The organism is Bacillus sp. EB600 (assembly GCF_024494385.1).
Classification (GTDB): domain Bacteria; phylum Bacillota; class Bacilli; order Bacillales; family Cytobacillaceae; genus JAEVLT01.
In genome coordinates this window covers 17244-36097 of the sequence record NZ_JAEVLT010000023.1, presented here as the reverse complement: position 1 = coordinate 36097, position 18854 = coordinate 17244, and the positions used below count along the sequence as shown (strand labels likewise).

The 18854-nt window shown below is 39.2% G+C and carries 17 protein-coding genes and 2 riboswitches; of the genes, 14 read left to right on the top strand and 3 right to left on the bottom strand.

The annotated features are described in order from the left end of the window. Positions 1–158: 158 nt before the first annotated feature. The 5 genes from JN080_RS19465 (at position 159) to JN080_RS29930 (ending at position 3937) form a co-directional block, all read left to right on the top strand. On the top strand, positions 159–464 hold the full coding sequence (locus JN080_RS19465; RefSeq protein ID WP_256237640.1) for a HesB/IscA family protein: 306 nt from the start codon (positions 159–161) through the stop codon (positions 462–464). 215 nt (positions 465–679) lie between these two features. Next, a complete protein-coding gene (gene purU, locus JN080_RS19460) occupies positions 680–1549 on the top strand; it encodes a formyltetrahydrofolate deformylase (RefSeq protein ID WP_256237639.1) in 870 nt (289 codons plus the stop codon). Positions 1550–1871: 322 nt separating this feature from the next. Then, on the top strand, positions 1872–2723 hold the full coding sequence (gene folD, locus JN080_RS19455) for a bifunctional methylenetetrahydrofolate dehydrogenase/methenyltetrahydrofolate cyclohydrolase FolD (RefSeq protein ID WP_256237638.1): 852 nt from the start codon (positions 1872–1874) through the stop codon (positions 2721–2723). Positions 2724–2772: 49 nt separating this feature from the next. Then, positions 2773–3102, top strand: a complete 330-nt coding sequence (locus tag JN080_RS29935; RefSeq protein ID WP_375141707.1) for an MFS transporter — start codon at positions 2773–2775, stop codon at positions 3100–3102. Between the two features lie 244 nt (positions 3103–3346). Further along, positions 3347–3937: an MFS transporter gene (locus JN080_RS29930; RefSeq protein WP_375141706.1), complete on the top strand. Its 591-nt coding sequence runs from the start codon at positions 3347–3349 to the stop codon at positions 3935–3937. Positions 3938–4021: 84 nt separating this feature from the next. Here the strand turns inward: JN080_RS29930 and JN080_RS19445 are convergent, their stop codons facing one another. Next, the gene (locus JN080_RS19445; RefSeq protein WP_256237637.1) at positions 4022–4498 is read right to left on the bottom strand and encodes a metal-dependent hydrolase; all 477 of its coding nucleotides are present in this window, start codon (positions 4496–4498) and stop codon (positions 4022–4024) included. 543 nt (positions 4499–5041) lie between these two features. Next, positions 5042–5084: riboswitch (PreQ1 riboswitch) on the top strand. A 56-nt stretch (positions 5085–5140) separates the two neighbouring features. On the opposite strand from JN080_RS19445, the gene queC reads away from it, so the two are divergent. The 5 genes from queC to JN080_RS19420 all read left to right on the top strand — a co-directional run bounded on the left by queC (position 5141) and on the right by JN080_RS19420 (position 10606). Beyond that, entirely contained in the window at positions 5141–5800 is a 660-nt protein-coding gene (gene queC, locus JN080_RS19440; protein WP_256237636.1) for a 7-cyano-7-deazaguanine synthase QueC, read from the top strand. Between the two features lie 4 nt (positions 5801–5804). Then, positions 5805–6287: a 6-carboxytetrahydropterin synthase QueD gene (queD, locus tag JN080_RS19435; protein ID WP_256237635.1), complete on the top strand. Its 483-nt coding sequence runs from the start codon at positions 5805–5807 to the stop codon at positions 6285–6287. Beyond that, the gene (gene queE / locus JN080_RS19430) at positions 6280–7005 is read left to right on the top strand and encodes a 7-carboxy-7-deazaguanine synthase QueE (RefSeq protein ID WP_256237634.1); all 726 of its coding nucleotides are present in this window, start codon (positions 6280–6282) and stop codon (positions 7003–7005) included. The genes queD and queE overlap by 8 nt, the downstream gene beginning before the upstream one ends. 599 nt (positions 7006–7604) lie before the next feature. Further along, on the top strand, positions 7605–8045 hold the full coding sequence (locus JN080_RS19425; RefSeq protein WP_256237633.1) for a YaiI/YqxD family protein: 441 nt from the start codon (positions 7605–7607) through the stop codon (positions 8043–8045). 341 nt (positions 8046–8386) lie between these two features. Beyond that, on the top strand, positions 8387–10606 hold the full coding sequence (locus tag JN080_RS19420; RefSeq protein WP_256237632.1) for a glycerophosphodiester phosphodiesterase family protein: 2220 nt from the start codon (positions 8387–8389) through the stop codon (positions 10604–10606). A 186-nt stretch (positions 10607–10792) separates the two neighbouring features. On the opposite strand, the gene JN080_RS19415 is transcribed toward JN080_RS19420, so the two are convergent. Further along, entirely contained in the window at positions 10793–10963 is a 171-nt protein-coding gene (locus tag JN080_RS19415) for a hypothetical protein (protein WP_256237631.1), read from the bottom strand. A gap of 328 nt (positions 10964–11291) precedes the next feature. Further along, the gene (gene gad, locus JN080_RS19410; protein ID WP_256237630.1) at positions 11292–12914 is read right to left on the bottom strand and encodes a glutamate decarboxylase; all 1623 of its coding nucleotides are present in this window, start codon (positions 12912–12914) and stop codon (positions 11292–11294) included. An 868-nt stretch (positions 12915–13782) separates the two neighbouring features. Continuing rightward, positions 13783–13884, top strand: a riboswitch (glycine riboswitch). 277 nt (positions 13885–14161) lie between these two features. On the opposite strand from gad, the gene JN080_RS19405 reads away from it, so the two are divergent. The 4 genes from JN080_RS19405 to JN080_RS19390 all read left to right on the top strand — a co-directional run bounded on the left by JN080_RS19405 (position 14162) and on the right by JN080_RS19390 (position 18846). Further along, complete coding sequence (locus JN080_RS19405) at positions 14162–15589, top strand: amidohydrolase (RefSeq protein WP_256237629.1); 1428 nt, start codon at positions 14162–14164, stop codon at positions 15587–15589. 155 nt (positions 15590–15744) lie between these two features. Then, positions 15745–15945 (top strand): DUF3311 domain-containing protein, encoded by a 201-nt coding sequence (locus tag JN080_RS19400; RefSeq protein ID WP_256237628.1) that lies wholly within the window; start codon positions 15745–15747, stop codon positions 15943–15945. Beyond that, complete coding sequence (locus tag JN080_RS19395) at positions 15942–17417, top strand: sodium:solute symporter family protein (RefSeq protein ID WP_256237627.1); 1476 nt, start codon at positions 15942–15944, stop codon at positions 17415–17417. The genes JN080_RS19400 and JN080_RS19395 overlap by 4 nt, the downstream gene beginning before the upstream one ends. Before the next feature lie 829 nt (positions 17418–18246). Further along, positions 18247–18846, top strand: coding sequence for a molybdopterin-dependent oxidoreductase (locus JN080_RS19390; RefSeq protein WP_256237684.1), 600 nt, complete (start codon positions 18247–18249; stop codon positions 18844–18846). Positions 18847–18854 lie beyond the last annotated feature (8 nt).

Here is an 18854-nt window from a genome sequence, read left to right as displayed (position 1 = left end):
AGTGAAAGATATCTCTATTGAGTATGTTCAGAAACCTGGCCATTGTGAAGCAGGACCGCTTGTTCACCCATCCTATGATGCTGATGAACAGGTCCTGGCAGCAAAAGTGGATGTGTAATTATTGTAAGATGGGACATTGGCGAGCAGGGGATGATTCGATGGTTATAACATTAACGCAGGCAGCATTAAACAAGCTAAAAGCAATGGAGTTGAAGGAAGAATATTCTCCTCGAATTGATGCCGATATAGCCGGTGGATGCGGGCTGTCTGTCAAATTTACTCTTGTTTTTGATGAACTGAGACGAAATGATATGGTTATTGAATATGAAGGAATTCAGTTTCGAATCGATCGCTTTACAAAACGTTATTTAGATGAAGAGACGCAAATTGATTATACCGATGAACACGGTTTTCTCGTTGGAGAGACTTTTACTTCAAGTGCATGTGCAATTGAAATAGATTGAGAAGCAAAGATGCAGCAAACGTAAAGTAGTAAGAATGAACGAAGAGAAGAGGAACTCATGAGAGAAGCAAAAAACCTGCAAGACGATTTAAGTTATTATTACAAGAGCTTGGACGAGCTTAGACGTTTTCGTTGGTGAAGTTTGCATAATAATTCAAATGGTTTCAATACTATATATAACTAAATTATAACAATGAGAAGAGTGGAGGAAGAGCATTGAATAAAGCAGAAACTGTTAACCGTGCAAGATTATTAATTTCTTGTCCTGAAAAGCCTGGTATTATCTCTACTGTAACGGATTTTTTATTAGCACACAAAGCGAACATTGTCCATTTTGACCAATATACAACTGATCCACGAGCAGGTGTATTTTTTGTGCGAATCGAATTTGATTTGGAAGACTTCGATGCTTCATTTGAAAAACTTGAACAAGATCTACATGCGTTGGCGGAAAATTATACTTTGGATTGGCGGTTGAGTAATAACTTAAAAAGAAAGCGAATGGCCATCTTTGTTTCAAAAACAGATCACTGCCTCTGGGAGCTTATTTGGCGGTGGAAATCAAAGGAAATCCAAGTAGAAATCCCTATGGTAATAAGTAATCATCCTGATCTAAAAGAAGAAGTTGAGGGTTACGGAATCCCTTTTTATCATATTCAAGTGTCTAAAGAAGAAAAAGAAAGTGCCGAACAAAAAGCAGTTGAGCTATTAAAAGGAAAAGTAGACTTTATTGTCTTAGCGAGATATATGCAAATTCTTTCCCCAAAATTTATTTCAATGTTTCCAAATCAAATCATTAACATTCATCACTCTTTCTTACCGGCATTTGCTGGAGCGAATCCTTATGTCAGGGCATTTAACCGGGGGGTAAAGTTAATAGGGGCAACTGCCCACTACGTAACGAATGATCTTGATGAAGGGCCGATTATTGAACAAGATGTACAACGGATTAGTCATCGCAATACAATAGAAGATTTAAAGACTGCCGGACGTCATGTGGAAAAGAGGGTTCTCGCCCAAGCTGTTGCCTGGCATGTAGAAGATAAAGTACTTGTCCATGGTAATAAAACGATTGTATTCAAATGAGTTAATTTTATAGGGCGGCTGTCGTGCAAAATGCTGATTTCATATTGTAACAGATGTAGTCAAGAACTGTCTGCCATGATGTAGATGCTTTTACGTTTCTACTTTGTTGATTGAAATTCTATAAATGATGCCACTGGCTTAAAGGATTTCAAAAGAAAGTAGGGAGGAGAAAAAAAGGGTTGTTTCTCACAATTCTTTAACGAAGATCATGAATGTGTATGACCAGCCAAGCAAGTTTGTGAAGGGTGTTCTTTCGAAGGGTAAGCAAAATATTCCGGATGAAGATTGCTTGATGAGTACAAAAAGGTAAGGAGAGAAAAAAATGACAGCTAAAATCATCAACGGAAAAGAAATTGCCGCAAAAAAAAGAATAGAAATCGGCGAAGAAGTTAAACAGCTTAAAGCCGAGGGTGTAACTCCTGGATTGGCGGTGATTCTCGTCGGGAATAACCAAGCCTCTCGGACTTACGTAAACAGTAAACAAAAAGCATGTAAAGAACTTGGAATGTACTCCTTATTAATTGAAATGCCTGAAGAAACAAGTGAGGAAGAATTGCTGGCAAAGATTGAAGAATTGAATGGGGACCCAAAAATCCACGGCATTTTGGTTCAGCTTCCGCTTCCAAAACACATTGATGAAATAAAGGTTATTGAAACAATAATTCCGGCAAAGGATGTTGACGGCTTTCATCCAATCAATATCGGCAGAATGATGACGGGCCAAAATGCCTTCCTCCCATGCACACCATATGGGATTATGGTGTTATTGGAAGAATCAGGAATTTCTATTTCCGGCAAAAATGCTGTGGTGATCGGAAGAAGCAATATTGTTGGAAAACCGATTGGACAATTATTACTAAACCAGAATGCCACGGTTACCTATTGTCACTCTAAAACGAAGGATTTAAAACTACATACAACACAGGCGGATATTTTGGTTGTTGCTGTTGGAAAAGTAAACTTTATCAAAGCAGAACACATAAAAGAAGGTGCTGTCGTCATTGATGTCGGGATTAACCGCAATGAAGCCGGCAAGCTTTGCGGAGATGTTGCCTTTGATGAGGTGAGTGAAAAGGCGGGATATATTACCCCTGTTCCAAAAGGGGTCGGCCCGATGACAATAACCATGCTGATGTATAATACATTAAAATCTGCCAAGGAAAGCATAAGATAACAAAGCAGCTGTCCTTTTCCATCATGATAGTAAGCCCCGCCCGCACCTCGTGCCCTATGGAGCTTTAAAAAAAGTTGGTTCACTTTGTCTCATCTTTGCACATGATACGGCTCTCTTAATTATTGGGCGTGTGATTCAAGGCCTCTCGGCAGCGTGTATTATGCCTGCGATGCTTGCTTTGGTAAAAACCTATTTTGAAGGTGCTGATCGCCAAAGAGCCATTAGCTACTGGTCTTTTGGATCATGGGGCGGCGGGGGCATTTGTTCGTTTGCTGGGGGTCTAATTGCTACGTATTTGGGATGGCGTTGGATCTTCATTTTTTCCATCATTTTCACTTTGTTATCTTGGTTCTTGATTAAAGAAATACCAGAGAGCTAAAGCAAAACAAATCAAGTCATCAAAATTTGATTATGCTTGCTTAGTTGTCTTTGCCCTTGTGATGCTTGCCTTAGAAACTGTTATTACACGTGGAGGGGACTTCGGTTGGACAAGTCCTATTTCGTTAACGTTAATGGCTGTTGCGGTCATTGGCGGTGGGGTATTTTTTTAAATTGTAACGGGAAAATCTAACGGATTTGTCGATCTTTCTTTATTTAAAAATAATTATTTTACTGGCGCTGCTGTGTCAAATTTTTTACTAAATGCTGTAGCTGGAGCACTCATTGTTGCGAATACGTATGTCCAAGAGGCAAGACATTACAGTTCGTTTCAATCTGGGTTACTATCACTTGGCTATTTAGTTGCTGTATTAGCGATGATTCGTGTTGGCGAAAAAATATTACAACGAAGTGGTCCAAGAAAGCCAATGGTTTTAGCTTGTCTTTTAGTGATCACTGGAATTATCTTAATGACCTTTACCCCATCAAATTCGATTTATTCTATTGTTGTTTTTATTGGTTTTACAGTTTATGGGATTGGACTTGGCCTTTACGCAACCCCATCAACAGATACAGCAGTAGACAATGTTCCGGAAGCGAAGGCAGGAAAGGCAGCAGGTATTTATAAAATGTCTAGTACACTTGGCGGCTCATTTGGTTTAGCGCTATCTGTTGCTGTTTATAGTGCAATTGCAAAGGCTGGAAATATGGAAGCAGCCGCAAGTATCGGACTGCTTGCAAACGCTATTTTTGCTGGACTAGCTTTATTAGCTGTTGTAACGGTGATTCCAAAAGCAGGTGTCAAGAAACCAATAAAAGAAAGGAAGGCTCTTTAAACTACTCATAACAGGAATCATAAATATCGGATCAATGTGTGGGTCGTGATGCTCCATATTCCGTGTTGTAATTTTCCTCGGGATTTATAAATAAATTTGATAACCAACATAACAAAGATAAACGACTAAAACGGTGAAAAAACCTCGTTCAATTGCACCGCCGGTACGAATTCCACCAGGTATACCTATATGGATTTTTAAAGGCCATAAAAACTTAATTCCTTGTTTTGTGAGCATATCCAGGACCATATGACTGAACATCCCCAGCAAGATTCCTAATTCAATATCTTTAGGCCAGGAAGTATGCTGAAATAAGAAGAATGCTAAAACTAAAAACAAAAGACTATGAGTAAAGGAACGATGGCCGAATACCGAGCTGATTATATTATCAACGAACGGTACTTTTCGGCCAATCAAAGAACCGGTGTGGTCGATATCCGGTATTAAAGCACCAAGAGCTAAACTGCCAAAAAAAAGAGCTTCATGGCCAACGGCTCCTCCCAAGTTTAAATATAGAGCGCCAGCTGCTAAGCCTCCAACAATATGTGTTTTACCTTCCATGTTTCTCCCCTATTCTTTTAGTCCATTTCTATAATCTCGGTATGAATTTGCTTTTACCTTATTCAACCATGCTGATGTCATCCTTTATCAACCTCATAAGTCTCCCTGATGACATTTTCAACTTCGATCTCATAATTTTTATCCACAATTGAGATAGCTAGATCATCTTATGTCCAATACACAATACGAAATTCATTCATTTTAAATACTTAATTAATCATCAACTTCTCCAGTTATCATGCAAACAGGACAATCAATATTAACCAGAAAACAAAAAGAGAGGAAAGAGGAATTCGACCCAACTTCCCTAAATAAGCTTAAACTTTTTCACCTTTATCAAATTTTTTTAAAATATTCATCGACTTTGGATTTTCCTACTAGGTGAGCGGAAAGTTAGTAAAAGTTGAAACGATGCCGAGAGAATTAAAATGAGGACACCGCCAGAAATGATCGAAAAGTGAGTCGAAAGATGTCGATGAATTGATGAAATAATTCTAGAATTGTGATATAGTCATTACATTATGAATAAAAAATCCGCTAATCGCGGTAGAGGTTCTAGCTACCCTCTAAAAAAAACTAAGGAAAACAGGACTGCTTTCTTTAGTAGGACTGTTTTTTTATGTTTAAAAGGAGTGCTTTTATATGAAAAAAGACAAAGCAATTGTTGTTTTTAGTGGTGGACAGGATAGTACCACTTGTTTGTTTTGGGCATTAGAACGATTTGAAGAGGTCATTGCGGTAACCTTTAATTATAATCAACGACACAAAGCCGAAATTGAATGTGCTCAAAATATTGCCAAGGAACTTGGAGTTGAGCATCATATTTTAGATATGGCATTATTAAATCAACTTGCTCCAAATGCACTTACTCGTAAGGATATAGAAGTGAAGGAAGGGGAAAATGGGGAATTGCCCTCCACTTTCGTTCCTGGACGGAATCTTTTATTCATTACGTTTGCAGGAATATTGGCACATCAGCTAGGAGCAAGGCACATCATCACCGGTGTATGTGAAACAGATTTCAGCGGATATCCCGATTGCAGGGATGCTTTTATCAAGTCATTGAATGTCACGTTAAACCTGTCAATGGATAAGCAGTTTGTTATTCATACTCCGTTAATGTGGTTGAATAAGGCTGAAACCTGGCAGTTGGCAGATGAACTTCATGCTTTAGACTTTGTAAGAGAAAAGACCTTAACTTGTTACAATGGAATCATAGCAGACGGCTGCGGTGAATGCCCTGCATGTAAATTAAGAAAACGTGGTCTAGATCAATACCTAAGCACACGAAAGGAGTTATAATCGCATGAGTGGTTTTCGAATTGTTGATAAACTCCAGAAAATCGATGAAGATATCAATCGTAATCAATTGAAATACCATGCAAAACGAGTACTGGTCAGTAAGGAATTTACGTTTGATGCCTCTCATCATTTGCATTGCTATGAAGGAAAATGCAAAAATCTTCATGGCCATACGTATAAAGTAATTTTTGGAATAAGTGGATTTCTCGATGAACGGGGCCTGATGATAGATTTTGGAGATATTAAGGAAATTTGGAAAAATGACATTGAAATCTTTCTTGATCATCGATATCTCAATGAAACATTACCGCCGATGAATACAACAGCCGAAAACATCGTCGTGTGGATTTATGAAAAAATGGCTGATTCATTGAAGCAGGAAGAAAATCAGATGAAATACAAGGGAGCTAGAGTAGAGTTTGTTCGATTATACGAAACGGCTACCAGCTACGCCGAAGCAAGACGGGAGTGGATGGAAATTGACTAAAATTCCCGTTATGGAAATTTTCGGACCGACGATTCAAGGCGAAGGGATGGTCATCGGCCAAAAAACGATGTTTGTCAGAACGGCAGGCTGCGACTACTCCTGCAGTTGGTGCGATTCTGCCTTTACCTGGAATGGGACTGGAAAAGATGATATTCGGATGTTAGAAGCAGAAGAAGTTTGGGAAGATTTAAAGCGAATCGGCGGCAACAATTTTTCTTTTGTAACCATTTCAGGAGGAAATCCAGCCCTCCTAAATCTAGATCATTTTATTACGATCCTGAAGGATCATCATATTAAAATTGCGCTTGAAACCCAAGGTAGCAGGTGGCAGGATTGGTTTTGGAAGGTTGATGAATTAACAATTTCACCTAAGCCACCTAGTTCTACGATGGTGACTGATTTTCTCGTTTTAGATAAAATAATTGATAATCTGGAACAAAACAAACAAAGGCAACATGTCAGTTTGAAGGTTGTCATCTTTGATGACTTAGACTATGAGTATGCGAAAAGCGTTCACCAGCGTTATCAGAATATCCCATTTTTCTTGCAGGTTGGGAATGATGACAGTTCGACGACGAATAATCAGGAACTGCTATCCCACCTCTTAAAAAAATACGAGATCTTAATTGATAAGGTAATGGACGATCCAGATTTTAATAACGCCAAGGTCCTTCCGCAATTGCACACTTTATTATGGGGAAACAAAAGAGGGGTTTAGACAGTTTGCCTCCTCGTAATGATAGAAAAGGGCGAAGAGAAATGAATGCGAGGAATAGTATATTACTTGCATTCATTTCAGCAAATACCCGTATATTTCCAATCAATAAATTTTTGAAAAAGGCCGATGGAGGTCTTTTTTTAACTTCTAATTTTGGAGGAAGAGCAAGGATTATAATCCTGCTCAGCATTAATGGAAAGCGCAATTGTTTACCATCGCTCTGCCGTCTCCTTCAAGGGAAAGAGGACCACTCTTTTAACTAATTTACTATAATAATATTATGTAAATAAGATTTATTGTTTAGGCTGTTTTCGCAAAAATGGTTGTTTTTCGAATGGATGAAAGGGACCCAGGTTCAGATTCGATTGCCCTTGAATTCACTTAACCTGTCCGAAGATGATAAAATAACGGTATATAGTATTGAAGATGCTAATGATAAGTACGGGGTCATTATTTTATAAAAATTAGAAAAAAGAGAGATCAGTTTCCCCTTGTTGATTTACGCATTGGGTGGTCAGACACCCGAGGGGAAATTATACCATTAGATTCTCATTTTTTCACGTCTAATCATTCGAACTAATTTTACAGGAGAGATATAAATGAAAATTTATGTTGATGCGGATGCTTGTCCGGTAAAAGATATTATTATCTCTGAAGGTAGGAATGCTGAATTTCCTGTGATCCTTGTTACGAGCTTCCCTCATTTTACTAATGAGGAACAACCATCAGGGGTGGAAACCATTTATGTTGATTCTGGAGCAGATGCTGCGGATTATCGGATTATGAAGTTAGTAGACAGAGGGGATATCATTGTTACACAAGATTATGGTCTTGCTTCGCTAGGTTTGGCAAAAGGATGTATAGTCCTTCACCATAAAGGGTTTAGCTATACAAATGAAAACATTGATCAATTATTACAAACACGTTATTTAAGTGCAATGGCTCGAAAAGGCGGAAAGCGTACAAAGGGACCAAAGCCCTTTACATCCGAAGATCGGGAGAAATTCAGGGAGCTTTTTAAAAGAGCTATTTCACGATAAATATAACCACAAGGTTTATTTTCCTTATTTTGGATTCGCAAGGTTTAGCTGTTCTTTGATTCTTTTGGGTTACTTTATTTGGTGAATGGCAGGTACCCACAGTTATGTTTTTTACTTTCATATCTTTAAAAAGATAAAAAAATGAGCAGACAACAGCTGCTCATTTTTATTTGATTCAGTACATTTATCATGGGGATATGAATTCTTACTCACTATCATGATAAGTAAAATTTACTATTTTAATCGTTTTACTAAACATTAATATCATATTTAAATTCATTTTACATTTCTCCTATATTCTAAAAATTGTAAATATATGAATAAAAGGGGATGTATAAAAAGTGAAAAAAAATATAATTGCCGGTCTCGCTTTCGTTTCTCTATCAGTAGCCTCGGCAACTCCATGGGCAGTTATGGCACAGACCCAAAACCAAAGCACTGTTACTGAAAGTGGACAATCCACGTTACGCCCGATTACCTCCGATGTTGCAGTTATTGCCCACCGTGGTGCATCTGCATACGGGCCGGAACATACATTAGCAGCTTATAAAAAGGCCATTCAAATGAAAGCTGATTTTGTGGAATTCGATTTGCAAATGACCAAGGACGGCCAATTAATTGTGATGCATGACGATACACTTGCGAGAACGACCAATGCAAGACAAATGTATCCAGACCGCGCGCCATGGCGTGTAAAAGATTTTACGCTTGAGGAAATCAAGCGGCTTGATGCCGGTTCATGGTTTAATGCCGCCTATCCCAACAAAGCAAAAAAAGAATACATAGGCCAGCAAGTACCAACCTTGGACGAAGCCATTCAGTTTGTAAAACAGCACGGTCATGGAAAAGTGGGTCTCTACATGGAAACAAAAGCACCAGATGTCTATCCGGGAATGGAAGAGAGATTGATAGAAATCTTGAAAACAAATAATGTCCTGGATAATCAGAAATTATTTCTTGAATCATTCAGTGAGGACAGCCTTCGGAAGTTGAAAACGATGGCTCCAAATGTAAAGTTCATTCAACTTTACACTGCAAGCATGCTGCAAGGAAAGGATCTTTTTCAGGAATTCAAGCGGGTCTCTGATTACGCTTCCGGTATAGGTCCCAGTAAAGAGCTGGTTGTTCCAACATTCATGGAGGCTGCGCATGAGAACAAGCTTTTAGTCCATCCCTGGACCGTCGATTCACAGGACGATTTAGCAGGCCTGCTTTCGCTTGGAGTTGATGGCGAATTCACAAACAATCCTGACCAGTTAGTCGATCTGTTGGAAAAACCATTTATTTCACATGGAGTAGCAAGCGGGGATGTAACAGAAACATCCGCACTTCTGTGGGCCCGTACAAATGACCAGGCAAATGTCCAATTTGAAGTTTCAACCGACAGCAGCTTTCAACATCCTTTTATCACCAAAACAGTCCATGCAGATGCGGAGCATGACTTTGCGGTTAAAGTGAAAATTAATGACTTGCATCCGGATACAACTTATTACTACCGGGCTCATGCTGTTTCCAGCCACTATACCGTGAATGGTTCATTTAAAACAGCACCGGCAGAGAACAGCTTAAAACCAATGACCATGGTATGGGGCGGTGATACGGGCGGACAGGGGGAAATTTCTCCATATAAAACGTTTCAAGCCATGTCAGCAATAAATCCGGATTTCTTCCTGTTCAGTGGGGACACGATTTATGCTGATAATAAGACACCGGCTGTACCGACACCACCATCCCAAACGGTACAGGATTTCTGGGCAAAGTATAAAGAGAATCGCACCGACGCGGGTTTGCGCAGTCTTTTACAAAAAACTTCTACGTATTCAATTTGGGACGATCATGAAGTGATCAATGACTTTTCCGGTCCATCCCAGCCATTAACGCCGACCGGTCTTCGGGCATTCAAAGACTACTGGCCAATTTCAGATGAGAGAAGTAATCAGGACAAGCTCTACCAAACGTTTTCATGGGGGAATACACTTGATCTGATGATTCTTAATAACCGTGGCTACCGGGATCCGAATATTCAACCAGATGGAGCGGATAAAACGATGCTCGGGACCGAACAACTGGATTGGCTGAAACAGCAGCTTTTAAATTCAGATGCAAAAATTAAGTTTGTTGCGACGTCCGTTCCAATCTCTGTTCCAACTGGTAAGGCTAATGCCAGAGATGGCTGGGCGAATGGAAATGAAATTAACCCGAACGATCCAACAGGATATGAAACTGAGTTCAAAGAAATCTCTGATTTTATTGTGGAAAACGGAATTAAGAATGTATTCTTTGTTACAACGGATGTTCATTTTGCACAAGTAATTAAATATGATGCGAATCATGACGGTAAAACCGATTATCATGAGCTCATCAGCGGTCCAATCGGCGCTGTAAAAATCAATCCACCGGGGCTTGATCCAACCTTCGGCCCGGAAAGTATGTATGCAGAAGGGAATTTCTTTAACTTTGGTGTGTTTAAAGTCGCCCCTGCCAGCAAGCAGGCTACAGTAGAAATTCGAGACGAGGATGGAAAAATCCATTACAGTCAGGCTTTTCAGATTGAAGATTAAGCAAAAGTTTACCGTAAAGTCGGTTTTAGAAACAAAGTCTAACTAGAAAAAATGGAATTCGGATAAGTAAAAAGTAGGGCTGTCCTCCACTGCATGAAGGGATAGGGGGGATGGCCCTTTTTTTATCTAGAAAAAAGTCCTATGGGTACCGCATTATTAGCATAAGCTGTCTTTAGAATATTGGATTTAGTTCTTTAAAGATCGCGCACACGAAATAGAAATCCATATAGATATAATAAAGGATAGGATTCCAGCAATTTGATTACTATACCGATGGTTATTATCTATAAATAATGCATACATACCATAGACAAAGCCTGAAATAATGACCATGAAATCATTTGTAGAAATCTTCAAGTTCTTCACTCCTTGACCCCCATTTTAAATATTCAAATAATAGAGCAGTTCCAAACGTTTATTGTCCGTCAAAAAAATAGAAATTTGCAATGGACGTTTCTTTATTAACAATTTTACTTTGCCATTTCATGTCGACCATTTTTTGGTTTCCTTTTGTAAGGACATGTTAATTATAAAATCTATTTTTTAAATTTGTGTTAAAAAATTTAAAAATTAATATAAAAAACAATATGGCAACGAATTGTACGAATAAACATGGCGACACTATGAAAGTGAAAAGGACTGATAATAAAACATCAGTCCGAGCTGCATTCTTGAACGTTCAAAATCAATGGTGAAAACCATTGTTGTCCTTTGTGTTATGTTGTAGTGGCTTATTCACTGAATCCAGAAAGGAGACGGCTTGCATCAAATTCATCAAGAAAAACTGAGCCATTTCCATGGAAAATCCATTTCGAACCACAACACGCATAATCGTTACAGTTTCCATGCTTGGGGGTAATGGATATGCCGGCACTTGCCAGCCAAACGTACGCAATTGGCGAGACAAATCATAAAGATCCCAGTTTGAAGTATATCCCTCTTTTAATCGCCATGATAATACCGGAATATCCGAGCCGTCTGTAAAGAGTTCAAAAGGTCCCATGCTTTGAAGCGCCTTGGCAAGGAAATGCGCCACTGCCTGAGAAGCTTTTTGCACCTGATAATAACCGTCTTTACCTAAACGGAGAAAATTATAATATTGCAGAAGCACTTGTGAACTGGGCCGAGAGAAATTCAGGCCAAACGTCGGCATGTTCCCTCCTAAATAGGAAACCCGAAAGATGAGCTCCTCGGGGAGATCGTTTGCCTCACGCCAAATGATCCATCCAATCCCCGGGTAGACTAATCCATATTTATGACCGGACACATTAATCGATTTCACCCGCGGCAGCTGAAAATCCCAGACTATGTCCGGTTGAAGGAAAGGTGCAACAAACCCGCCTGAAGCAGCGTCAACATGGATCGGAATATCAAGGCCCGTTCTGGACTGAAGCTCGTCCAAGGCTGTCGAAATGGCAGCGACAGGTTCGTATAGGCCTGTATAGGTCACTCCAAGAGTCGGTATCACACCAATTGTATTTTCATCTACGGCAGCGAGTACACCCTCAGGACCCATATAAGGGTGATCCGGAGTAATGTTCACATAACGCGGTTCCACGTCCCAATAGTTCGCGAATTTTTTCCAAACGACCTGAACAGCGGAACTAAATACGATATTTGGCCGATCGGTCGGCTTCCCTTGTTTCTTGCGTGCGTTTTGCCAGCGCCGCTTTAACGCAAGACCACCGAGCATACATCCTTCCGAAGATCCCGCTGTCGAAACGCCCATCGTATTATGGGGGCCGGGCGAATGCCAGAGATTGGCTAATATTCGTACACATCGCTCCTCGATCGCTGCTGTCTGCGGGTATTCGTCCTTATCAATCAAGTTCTTGTTGACGGATTCGGCATACAAGCGGTTTGCGGTGGACTCCATCCAGGTAGTAACGAATGTCGCGAGATTGAGACGGGCATTCCCGTCTTTTACGATTTCATCGTGAATGATTTGATACGCGGTTTCAGGTCGCATGCCTTGTTTACGCAAACGAAAACGTGAAACGGCTTCTTCTTCGTTACGAGCGAATGGAGGATTAACAGCAAGTGCGTAAGGCAACAGCCTTTGCACACGGCACGGATGCCAAGCAGGGTTGTGTCCCCATGCCGGTTGATGAGGATGGTAATATGGAACAGATAATGGTTTCCATAAGGTTCCTGCCCTTCGTGCTTCTTCGGGAGTAGACGGTAAAAAGTTTGGCGGTTGATTGCCCATATAAAAATGGGGCGGAGTGGAGTATGTTTGGGTTTTTATTGGAGGGCAAGGATCAAAAGGGCTAAAAGAGGGTCGATAGGTTTTATCATGGCTGTTCATAAGGTCCTCCTTGTTTCACAATTAGTAATAATTATGAGGAAAAACCTTAATCTAGAAGTTTATACTCTAAACCTTTTTTTGGGACACAAATTTTAAATGCCATACGTTTGTTAGGTATTCAAGTTTTGAAAGGTATTAAAGAGAGCGCTGGAATCTTTTTCTTAGAAGGTGATAAAGGAATAAAGTTCATTTCTCACGGAAACCTCTAAACCTAGTGAGTCGCAACTCAGTGAGGAATTTCTATAGAACATATGTAGAAATGTTTAGAGGTATATTATACACTTTGGAGTTATCCTCGGGCTACAATTATAATGACTTTTATTACAAAAAAATTGCTGAGACCAAAACATTACTGGAGAATCCACTGTAAAACTTCAATTTTAAAACCCACTATTTGATGTACCACTACTCTAGTTAATTCTTTGCCTAAAAATTTAAAAAATTCCTATACACCAGAATCATTTTTTAAAAATAAATTCTTTAATTAAAAAGTTTGATGAGGTATTTATCACCGCGGGATAAGGGCGATTTAATGTGTTCTTCTTCGTATTACAAACAAAAAAGTGATTTCATAAACCGTATACGATGAGCTAAGCTTGATGGCTTTACGCTTTCACTTGAATTTAAAATTTTTGAATAATTCAAAATAATAAATTGACATGAGGACGAGTCTGTGTGAATATAAAAACATGAATTATTTTCAATATTTAAACTATTCATTATATTAGAATTTTAAATCCTCATTTTTAGGATAGTAGTTTTATTTTCTGCGAATAGAAAAAACCATGTTAGATAATCTTACATAAAACGAGTATTTTAGATTGCATTAAGATATTCTTTACGTATTAAACAATTAAATAGTTTACGGTTGATTGTATTGGGAGAGAGTGATAAATATCGCCACCGAAGGAGCAAGTTCCATAAAAAGCCTTGGAACAAATCTCTCAGGTAAAAGGACCTTTACATGACGTAGCTCTGGAGAGTGCATATGTCTGCATATGCCACCAAAGGGGATCTGCTTTTAGCAGAACAAACTTTCAGGTAAAAGGACAGAGAGGGTAATAGTGCCCTCTTCTGTCCTTTTTTATTATAAAACATACATACCTGTAAAACACGACAAACCCGAAATCAGCATTGCCCCATCTAAAACAAATGGTGAATGTAACCAACGTTTGTTTTAGATGGGGATTGAACCACTATTTTGCTGGTAAGGGAATGGAACAATTGTAAAAAGGGGAGGATTAGAAATGAGTAAAAAAATGTTGTTAGATTGGATGGACAGCAATCAGGCTATTTTTACAGAAATAGCTCAAAAAATTTGGGAAAATCCTGAAGTCGCTTATGAAGAAGCCTTTGCGTCAGAATTACAGATGAAGATTTTAAAAGAAGCCGGATTTACGATTAAACCAAATATTGGCGGTATACAAACAGCCTTTATTGCTGAGTATGGATCAGGAAAGCCGATTATCGGTATTTTAGGAGAGTTTGATGCATTGCCTGGATTATCTCAAACTGTAAGTACGAAACACCATGAAGCCATTCCAAATGGACCTGGACATGGTTGTGGACATAATTTGCTTGGCACAGCAGGAGTTGAGGCCGTTATCGCACTTAAAAATAAAATGGAAAGTGATCATATAAGTGGTACCATTCGTTATTATGGCTGTCCTGCCGAGGAGGTTCTCTCCGGCAAAACGTATATGGCTAGAGCTGGTGCATTTGATGATCTTGATTGCGCCCTAACGTGGCACCCAGGAACCTCCAATATCGTTTTTAATATGAGTATGCAAGCGATGGTTTCTATTAAATTTCATTTTAAAGGTACTACTTCCCACGCTGCTGCAGCACCACATGCTGGCAGAAGCGCCCTTGATGCCGTGGAACTTATGAATATTGGCGCAAACTACATGAGAGAGCATGTATTGGACGGAACACGGATCCATTATGTCATTACAAATGGAGGGCTCGCACCGAATATCGTGCCTGATCGAGCAAGTGTATGGTATTACTTACGAGCAGCTACAAAAGAACAAGTAGAGGATATGCTCGTAAGAATCAGAAAAATTGCTAAAGGTGCTGCCTTGATGACAGAAACTGAGGTTGATTCGGAAATATTAGCATTTGCCTATGAAACTCTGCCAAATCATGTTTTAAATGAAGTCATGTTTGAAAATTTAAAAATGGCAAATTCATTTGAATATACAGAGACGGAAAAATTGTTTGCCCAAGAATTAGTAGACACCATTGATCCTACTATTGTAAAAATGTCAAAAAATTTGTTTGGAGCTTCCACGGAGGGGCTGTTACGAACAGAATCAGAATTCAATAATCAAATACATGGCAAGTCATCAGCGGGCTCTTCAGATGTGGGTGATGTTAGCTGGATTACTCCTGTTGCGCAAGTCATGACAACCTGTGCACCAACCGGGGTACAGCTGCATTCTTGGCAGGCAACAGCGTCGTTTGGTTCTTCCATCGGGTTTAAAGGAATGCATTTAGCTGCAAAAACGATGGCATTGACTGCTTATGATTTGTTACAAAATAAAGACAATAGTTTAAACAAAGCAAAAGAAGAATTTAAAGCTAGTACAAATGGGAAGCTTTACACAGCGGGAATTCCGGATGAAGTAGAACCCCCTGTAAACAAAAGGACAGATTTAATTAGAATGTTATAATAATTGCAGTTTTGGTTGTACATTAGACCGGAGTTCGAAACAAAGTATTATACATTTTAATAATATTCCGATAATTCCCAATATACATTTGTTTGAATCCTTGTAATAATTGAAATAAGTATATGGAATCATATAAAAATTAGGGAGGGTATTCTATGAAATTAATCCATCTTTTATCACTCATTCCGTTTATCGGCATGCTAGGGATGTTACCAGTTGTTAACAAAGTGGAGCCTTATGTTCTTGGGATGCCATTTATCTTATTCTGGATTGTATTGTGGGTAGTCCTAACGTCTGTTTTCATGGCTATAATCTATAAACTGGATCCAGCGAATAAGGAGGGTGAAACAGAGTGAATGCAGCTATCTACATTATTTTTGGATTTCTTCTTTTTTCCATCTTCTTAGGCATTCGAGCCAGAAAAGGAAAAAGCATGGATTTGGAGCAGTGGTCTGTTGGGGGACGGGGATTTGGAACAATCTTTGTATTTCTCCTGATGGCGGGTGAAACGTATACCACGTTTACTTTCCTTGGGGCCAGTTCATGGGCGTATGGAAAGGGAGGGCCAGCCCTATATATTATCGCTTATTTGAGTCTCATTTATGCTTTTTCTTATTGGATCTACCCTGCAATTTGGAAATATGCAAAAGAACATAATTTAATGTCACAATCAGACTTTTTCACTAGTAAATATAAAAGTTCATTTCTCGGAATAATTGTTGCCCTAATTGGGGTGATCTCAATGGTCCCATACATTGTTCTTCAATTAAAGGGACTTGGTATCATTGTCTCGGAGGCTTCTTATGGATTGATATCCCCAAACATCGCTGTTTGGATAGGGGCCATTGCCGTTACCATCTATGTCATGATTTCTGGTATTCACGGGTCAGCATGGACTGCAGTGATTAAAGACATTATGATCTTTGGGATTGTCCTTTTTATTGGTATTTATATTCCTTTTCATTATTATGGCGGAATAGAGTCAATGTTTAAAGAAATTCAGGTAACGAAACCGGGCTTTTTAACACTTCCAAAAAGTGGCTTGGGTATTTCTTGGTTTATTTCTACAGTGGTTATGACGGTTTTAGGAGCGGTCATGTGGCCCCACGTATTTAATGCAACCTACTCAGCAAAGAATGCAAAAGCGATACGTAAAAACTCAGTCATAACACCACTCTATACATTAATGTTGCTTTTCATCTTTTTCGTAGGTTTTGCGGCCATCGGGCAAGTTCCAGGCCTCACTGGTCCGGCAACAGATCTAGCACTATTAAAGCTTTCTGTCAAAACGTTTGATCCATGGTTTGTTGGATTAATCGGAGCTGCGGGGTTACTAACCGCACTTGTACCAGGGTCGATGTTATTAATGTCTGCCTCGACATCAGTGGCAAAAAATATTTATAAAGTTATGGTTCCGACAGCAACAGATAGACAGGTATCCATTTTAGCTAAATGGTTGGTTCCCGTATTATCTCTCATTTGTGTTTATTTTACATTAAGCGGTGGACAAGGGATCGTTACCTTACTTTTAATGGCATACAGCTTTATTACACAATTGCTTCCGGCACTTCTCTTTAGTTTCATGAAAAATAACTTTGTGACAAAAGCAGGTGCTTCAGTAGGGATGATTTCCGGGGTGATCGCTGTTGCCTACATGACTCTCACACAAGAGACAATTGCAACATTATTCCCATCGCTCCCTCAAGTTATGAAAGATTTAAATTCTGGTATTATTGCTTTATTGATAAATGTTGTGTTAACAGTTATTGTCAGTCTAGTTACTTCTAAAAGTGCTAAATCAAACCATGTAAATTCAAAAACAGCTTGAATACATTCGTGCAGCTGCTTTTTGGAATAAGATGATTCATATTTGGGGCTGTCCAGAAAGTCAGAGTATCTGACCATCTGGACAGCCCCATCTTTGTCACAACTTCCTTCTATTCATCCTGTCCAATTCCAATGTTGATTTGTGTATAAAAGGTGAAAGGAGTTTGAGACGATGCATGAAGCAAGAAAGAGAAACAGAACCATTGAGCAAACAAAGAAATTGGAGTAGATGTTTGTGAAAAAGCGATTGTTCAGAAACGCCCGTTGGGAATCTTCCATCTTTAGCCATGAAAATTGGCCTTCGGGAGGCAATCATTGTATGGCAGATTCATTTTTGGCTTACGACAAGTCTGCATATCATTGAAGGACAAAGGTGGGTTTACGGAAAAAATCGATAATCAGACGGATATGTTTGTGGGAGGGGATCTTTAAAGAGGAATTTTGTTTTTTGAACATGAGTTCAGCGCGGGGATACGGATATCTCATCGAAAGATACGGATATGGATAAAGGATACGGATTTATCCCGAAAAGCGGCGGATATCTCATTGCTCCGGAAATGAAGCCTTCGTGGTCAACTGCACAAAAACAACGTTACTATGGTAGATTCAAATTGGAGAGGATAAATGGGTAATGACAAACTTCTATTTTCTCAATTGGCAACAATCTTTAAGAAAGCTACGTTTAGATAAGGTTTCCTAAAGGTAATGTCCATACATAGATCAATTATGTATAGCTGCTAATGTTAACGATTTGCCTAGGCTATTCTTGAAAATGTATAAATAAGGCGCTATCGTTATGTAACGATTAAAACAAAGGAATGGTGTTTATGATGAAAAAACAGCTCCCACCTGGTCAATTCGAAACAGAAAACTGGCCAATCCTACACAAAGGAGATGTCCCCAAATTTAATAAAGCCACATGGAATTTTAAACTGTTTGGTGAGGTAAAAGAAGAAAAGGTACTTTCCTATAAAGAATTCATGGAACTTCCAAAAACGATATCTACGGTTAACATGCATTGTGTGACGACCTGGTCTAAATTCGATACGTCGTTTGAAGGAATTGCGCTAAAAGAATTGTTAAAATTGGTTGAAATCAATGAGGGTGTAAAATACATTAAAATTTACGGTTATTACAATGGGGACAGATTTGGTTATTCTGCAAACCTGCCGCTCGATCCGCTATTAGGGGACGATTCTCTGTTTGTCTACCGTTGGAAGGATCAAAATCATGATTGGCAGGATATTGATCCAAAGCACGGCTATCCGCTAAGGTTCATTCCGCCAGAAACATTTTATTTATGGAAAGGGTCCAAGTGGGTATCAGGGATTGAGTTTATGAAAGAAGACGAAGCCGGATTTTGGGAAGAGTTTGGCTATTCCATGACAGCTAATCCATTTAAAGAAGAACGATATCGGACGGATTTTTAGTTTGAAAT

What these genes read in the sequence shown, in the direction of transcription:
- JN080_RS19465 (WP_256237640.1), top strand. Translation starts at nt 159, where the DNA reads ATGGTTATAACATTAACGCAGGCAGCATTAAACAAGCTAAAAGCAATG.
- folD (WP_256237638.1), top strand. Translation starts at nt 1,872, where the DNA reads ATGACAGCTAAAATCATCAACGGAAAAGAAATTGCCGCAAAAAAAAGA.
- JN080_RS19445 (WP_256237637.1), bottom strand. Translation starts at nt 4,498, where the DNA reads ATGGAAGGTAAAACACATATTGTTGGAGGCTTAGCAGCTGGCGCTCTA.
- queC (WP_256237636.1), top strand. Translation starts at nt 5,141, where the DNA reads ATGAAAAAAGACAAAGCAATTGTTGTTTTTAGTGGTGGACAGGATAGT.
- queD (WP_256237635.1), top strand. Translation starts at nt 5,805, where the DNA reads ATGAGTGGTTTTCGAATTGTTGATAAACTCCAGAAAATCGATGAAGAT.
- JN080_RS19425 (WP_256237633.1), top strand. Translation starts at nt 7,605, where the DNA reads ATGAAAATTTATGTTGATGCGGATGCTTGTCCGGTAAAAGATATTATT.
- gad (WP_256237630.1), bottom strand. Translation starts at nt 12,914, where the DNA reads ATGAACAGCCATGATAAAACCTATCGACCCTCTTTTAGCCCTTTTGAT.
- JN080_RS19405 (WP_256237629.1), top strand. Translation starts at nt 14,162, where the DNA reads ATGAGTAAAAAAATGTTGTTAGATTGGATGGACAGCAATCAGGCTATT.
- JN080_RS19400 (WP_256237628.1), top strand. Translation starts at nt 15,745, where the DNA reads ATGAAATTAATCCATCTTTTATCACTCATTCCGTTTATCGGCATGCTA.
- JN080_RS19390 (WP_256237684.1), top strand. Translation starts at nt 18,247, where the DNA reads ATGAAAAAACAGCTCCCACCTGGTCAATTCGAAACAGAAAACTGGCCA.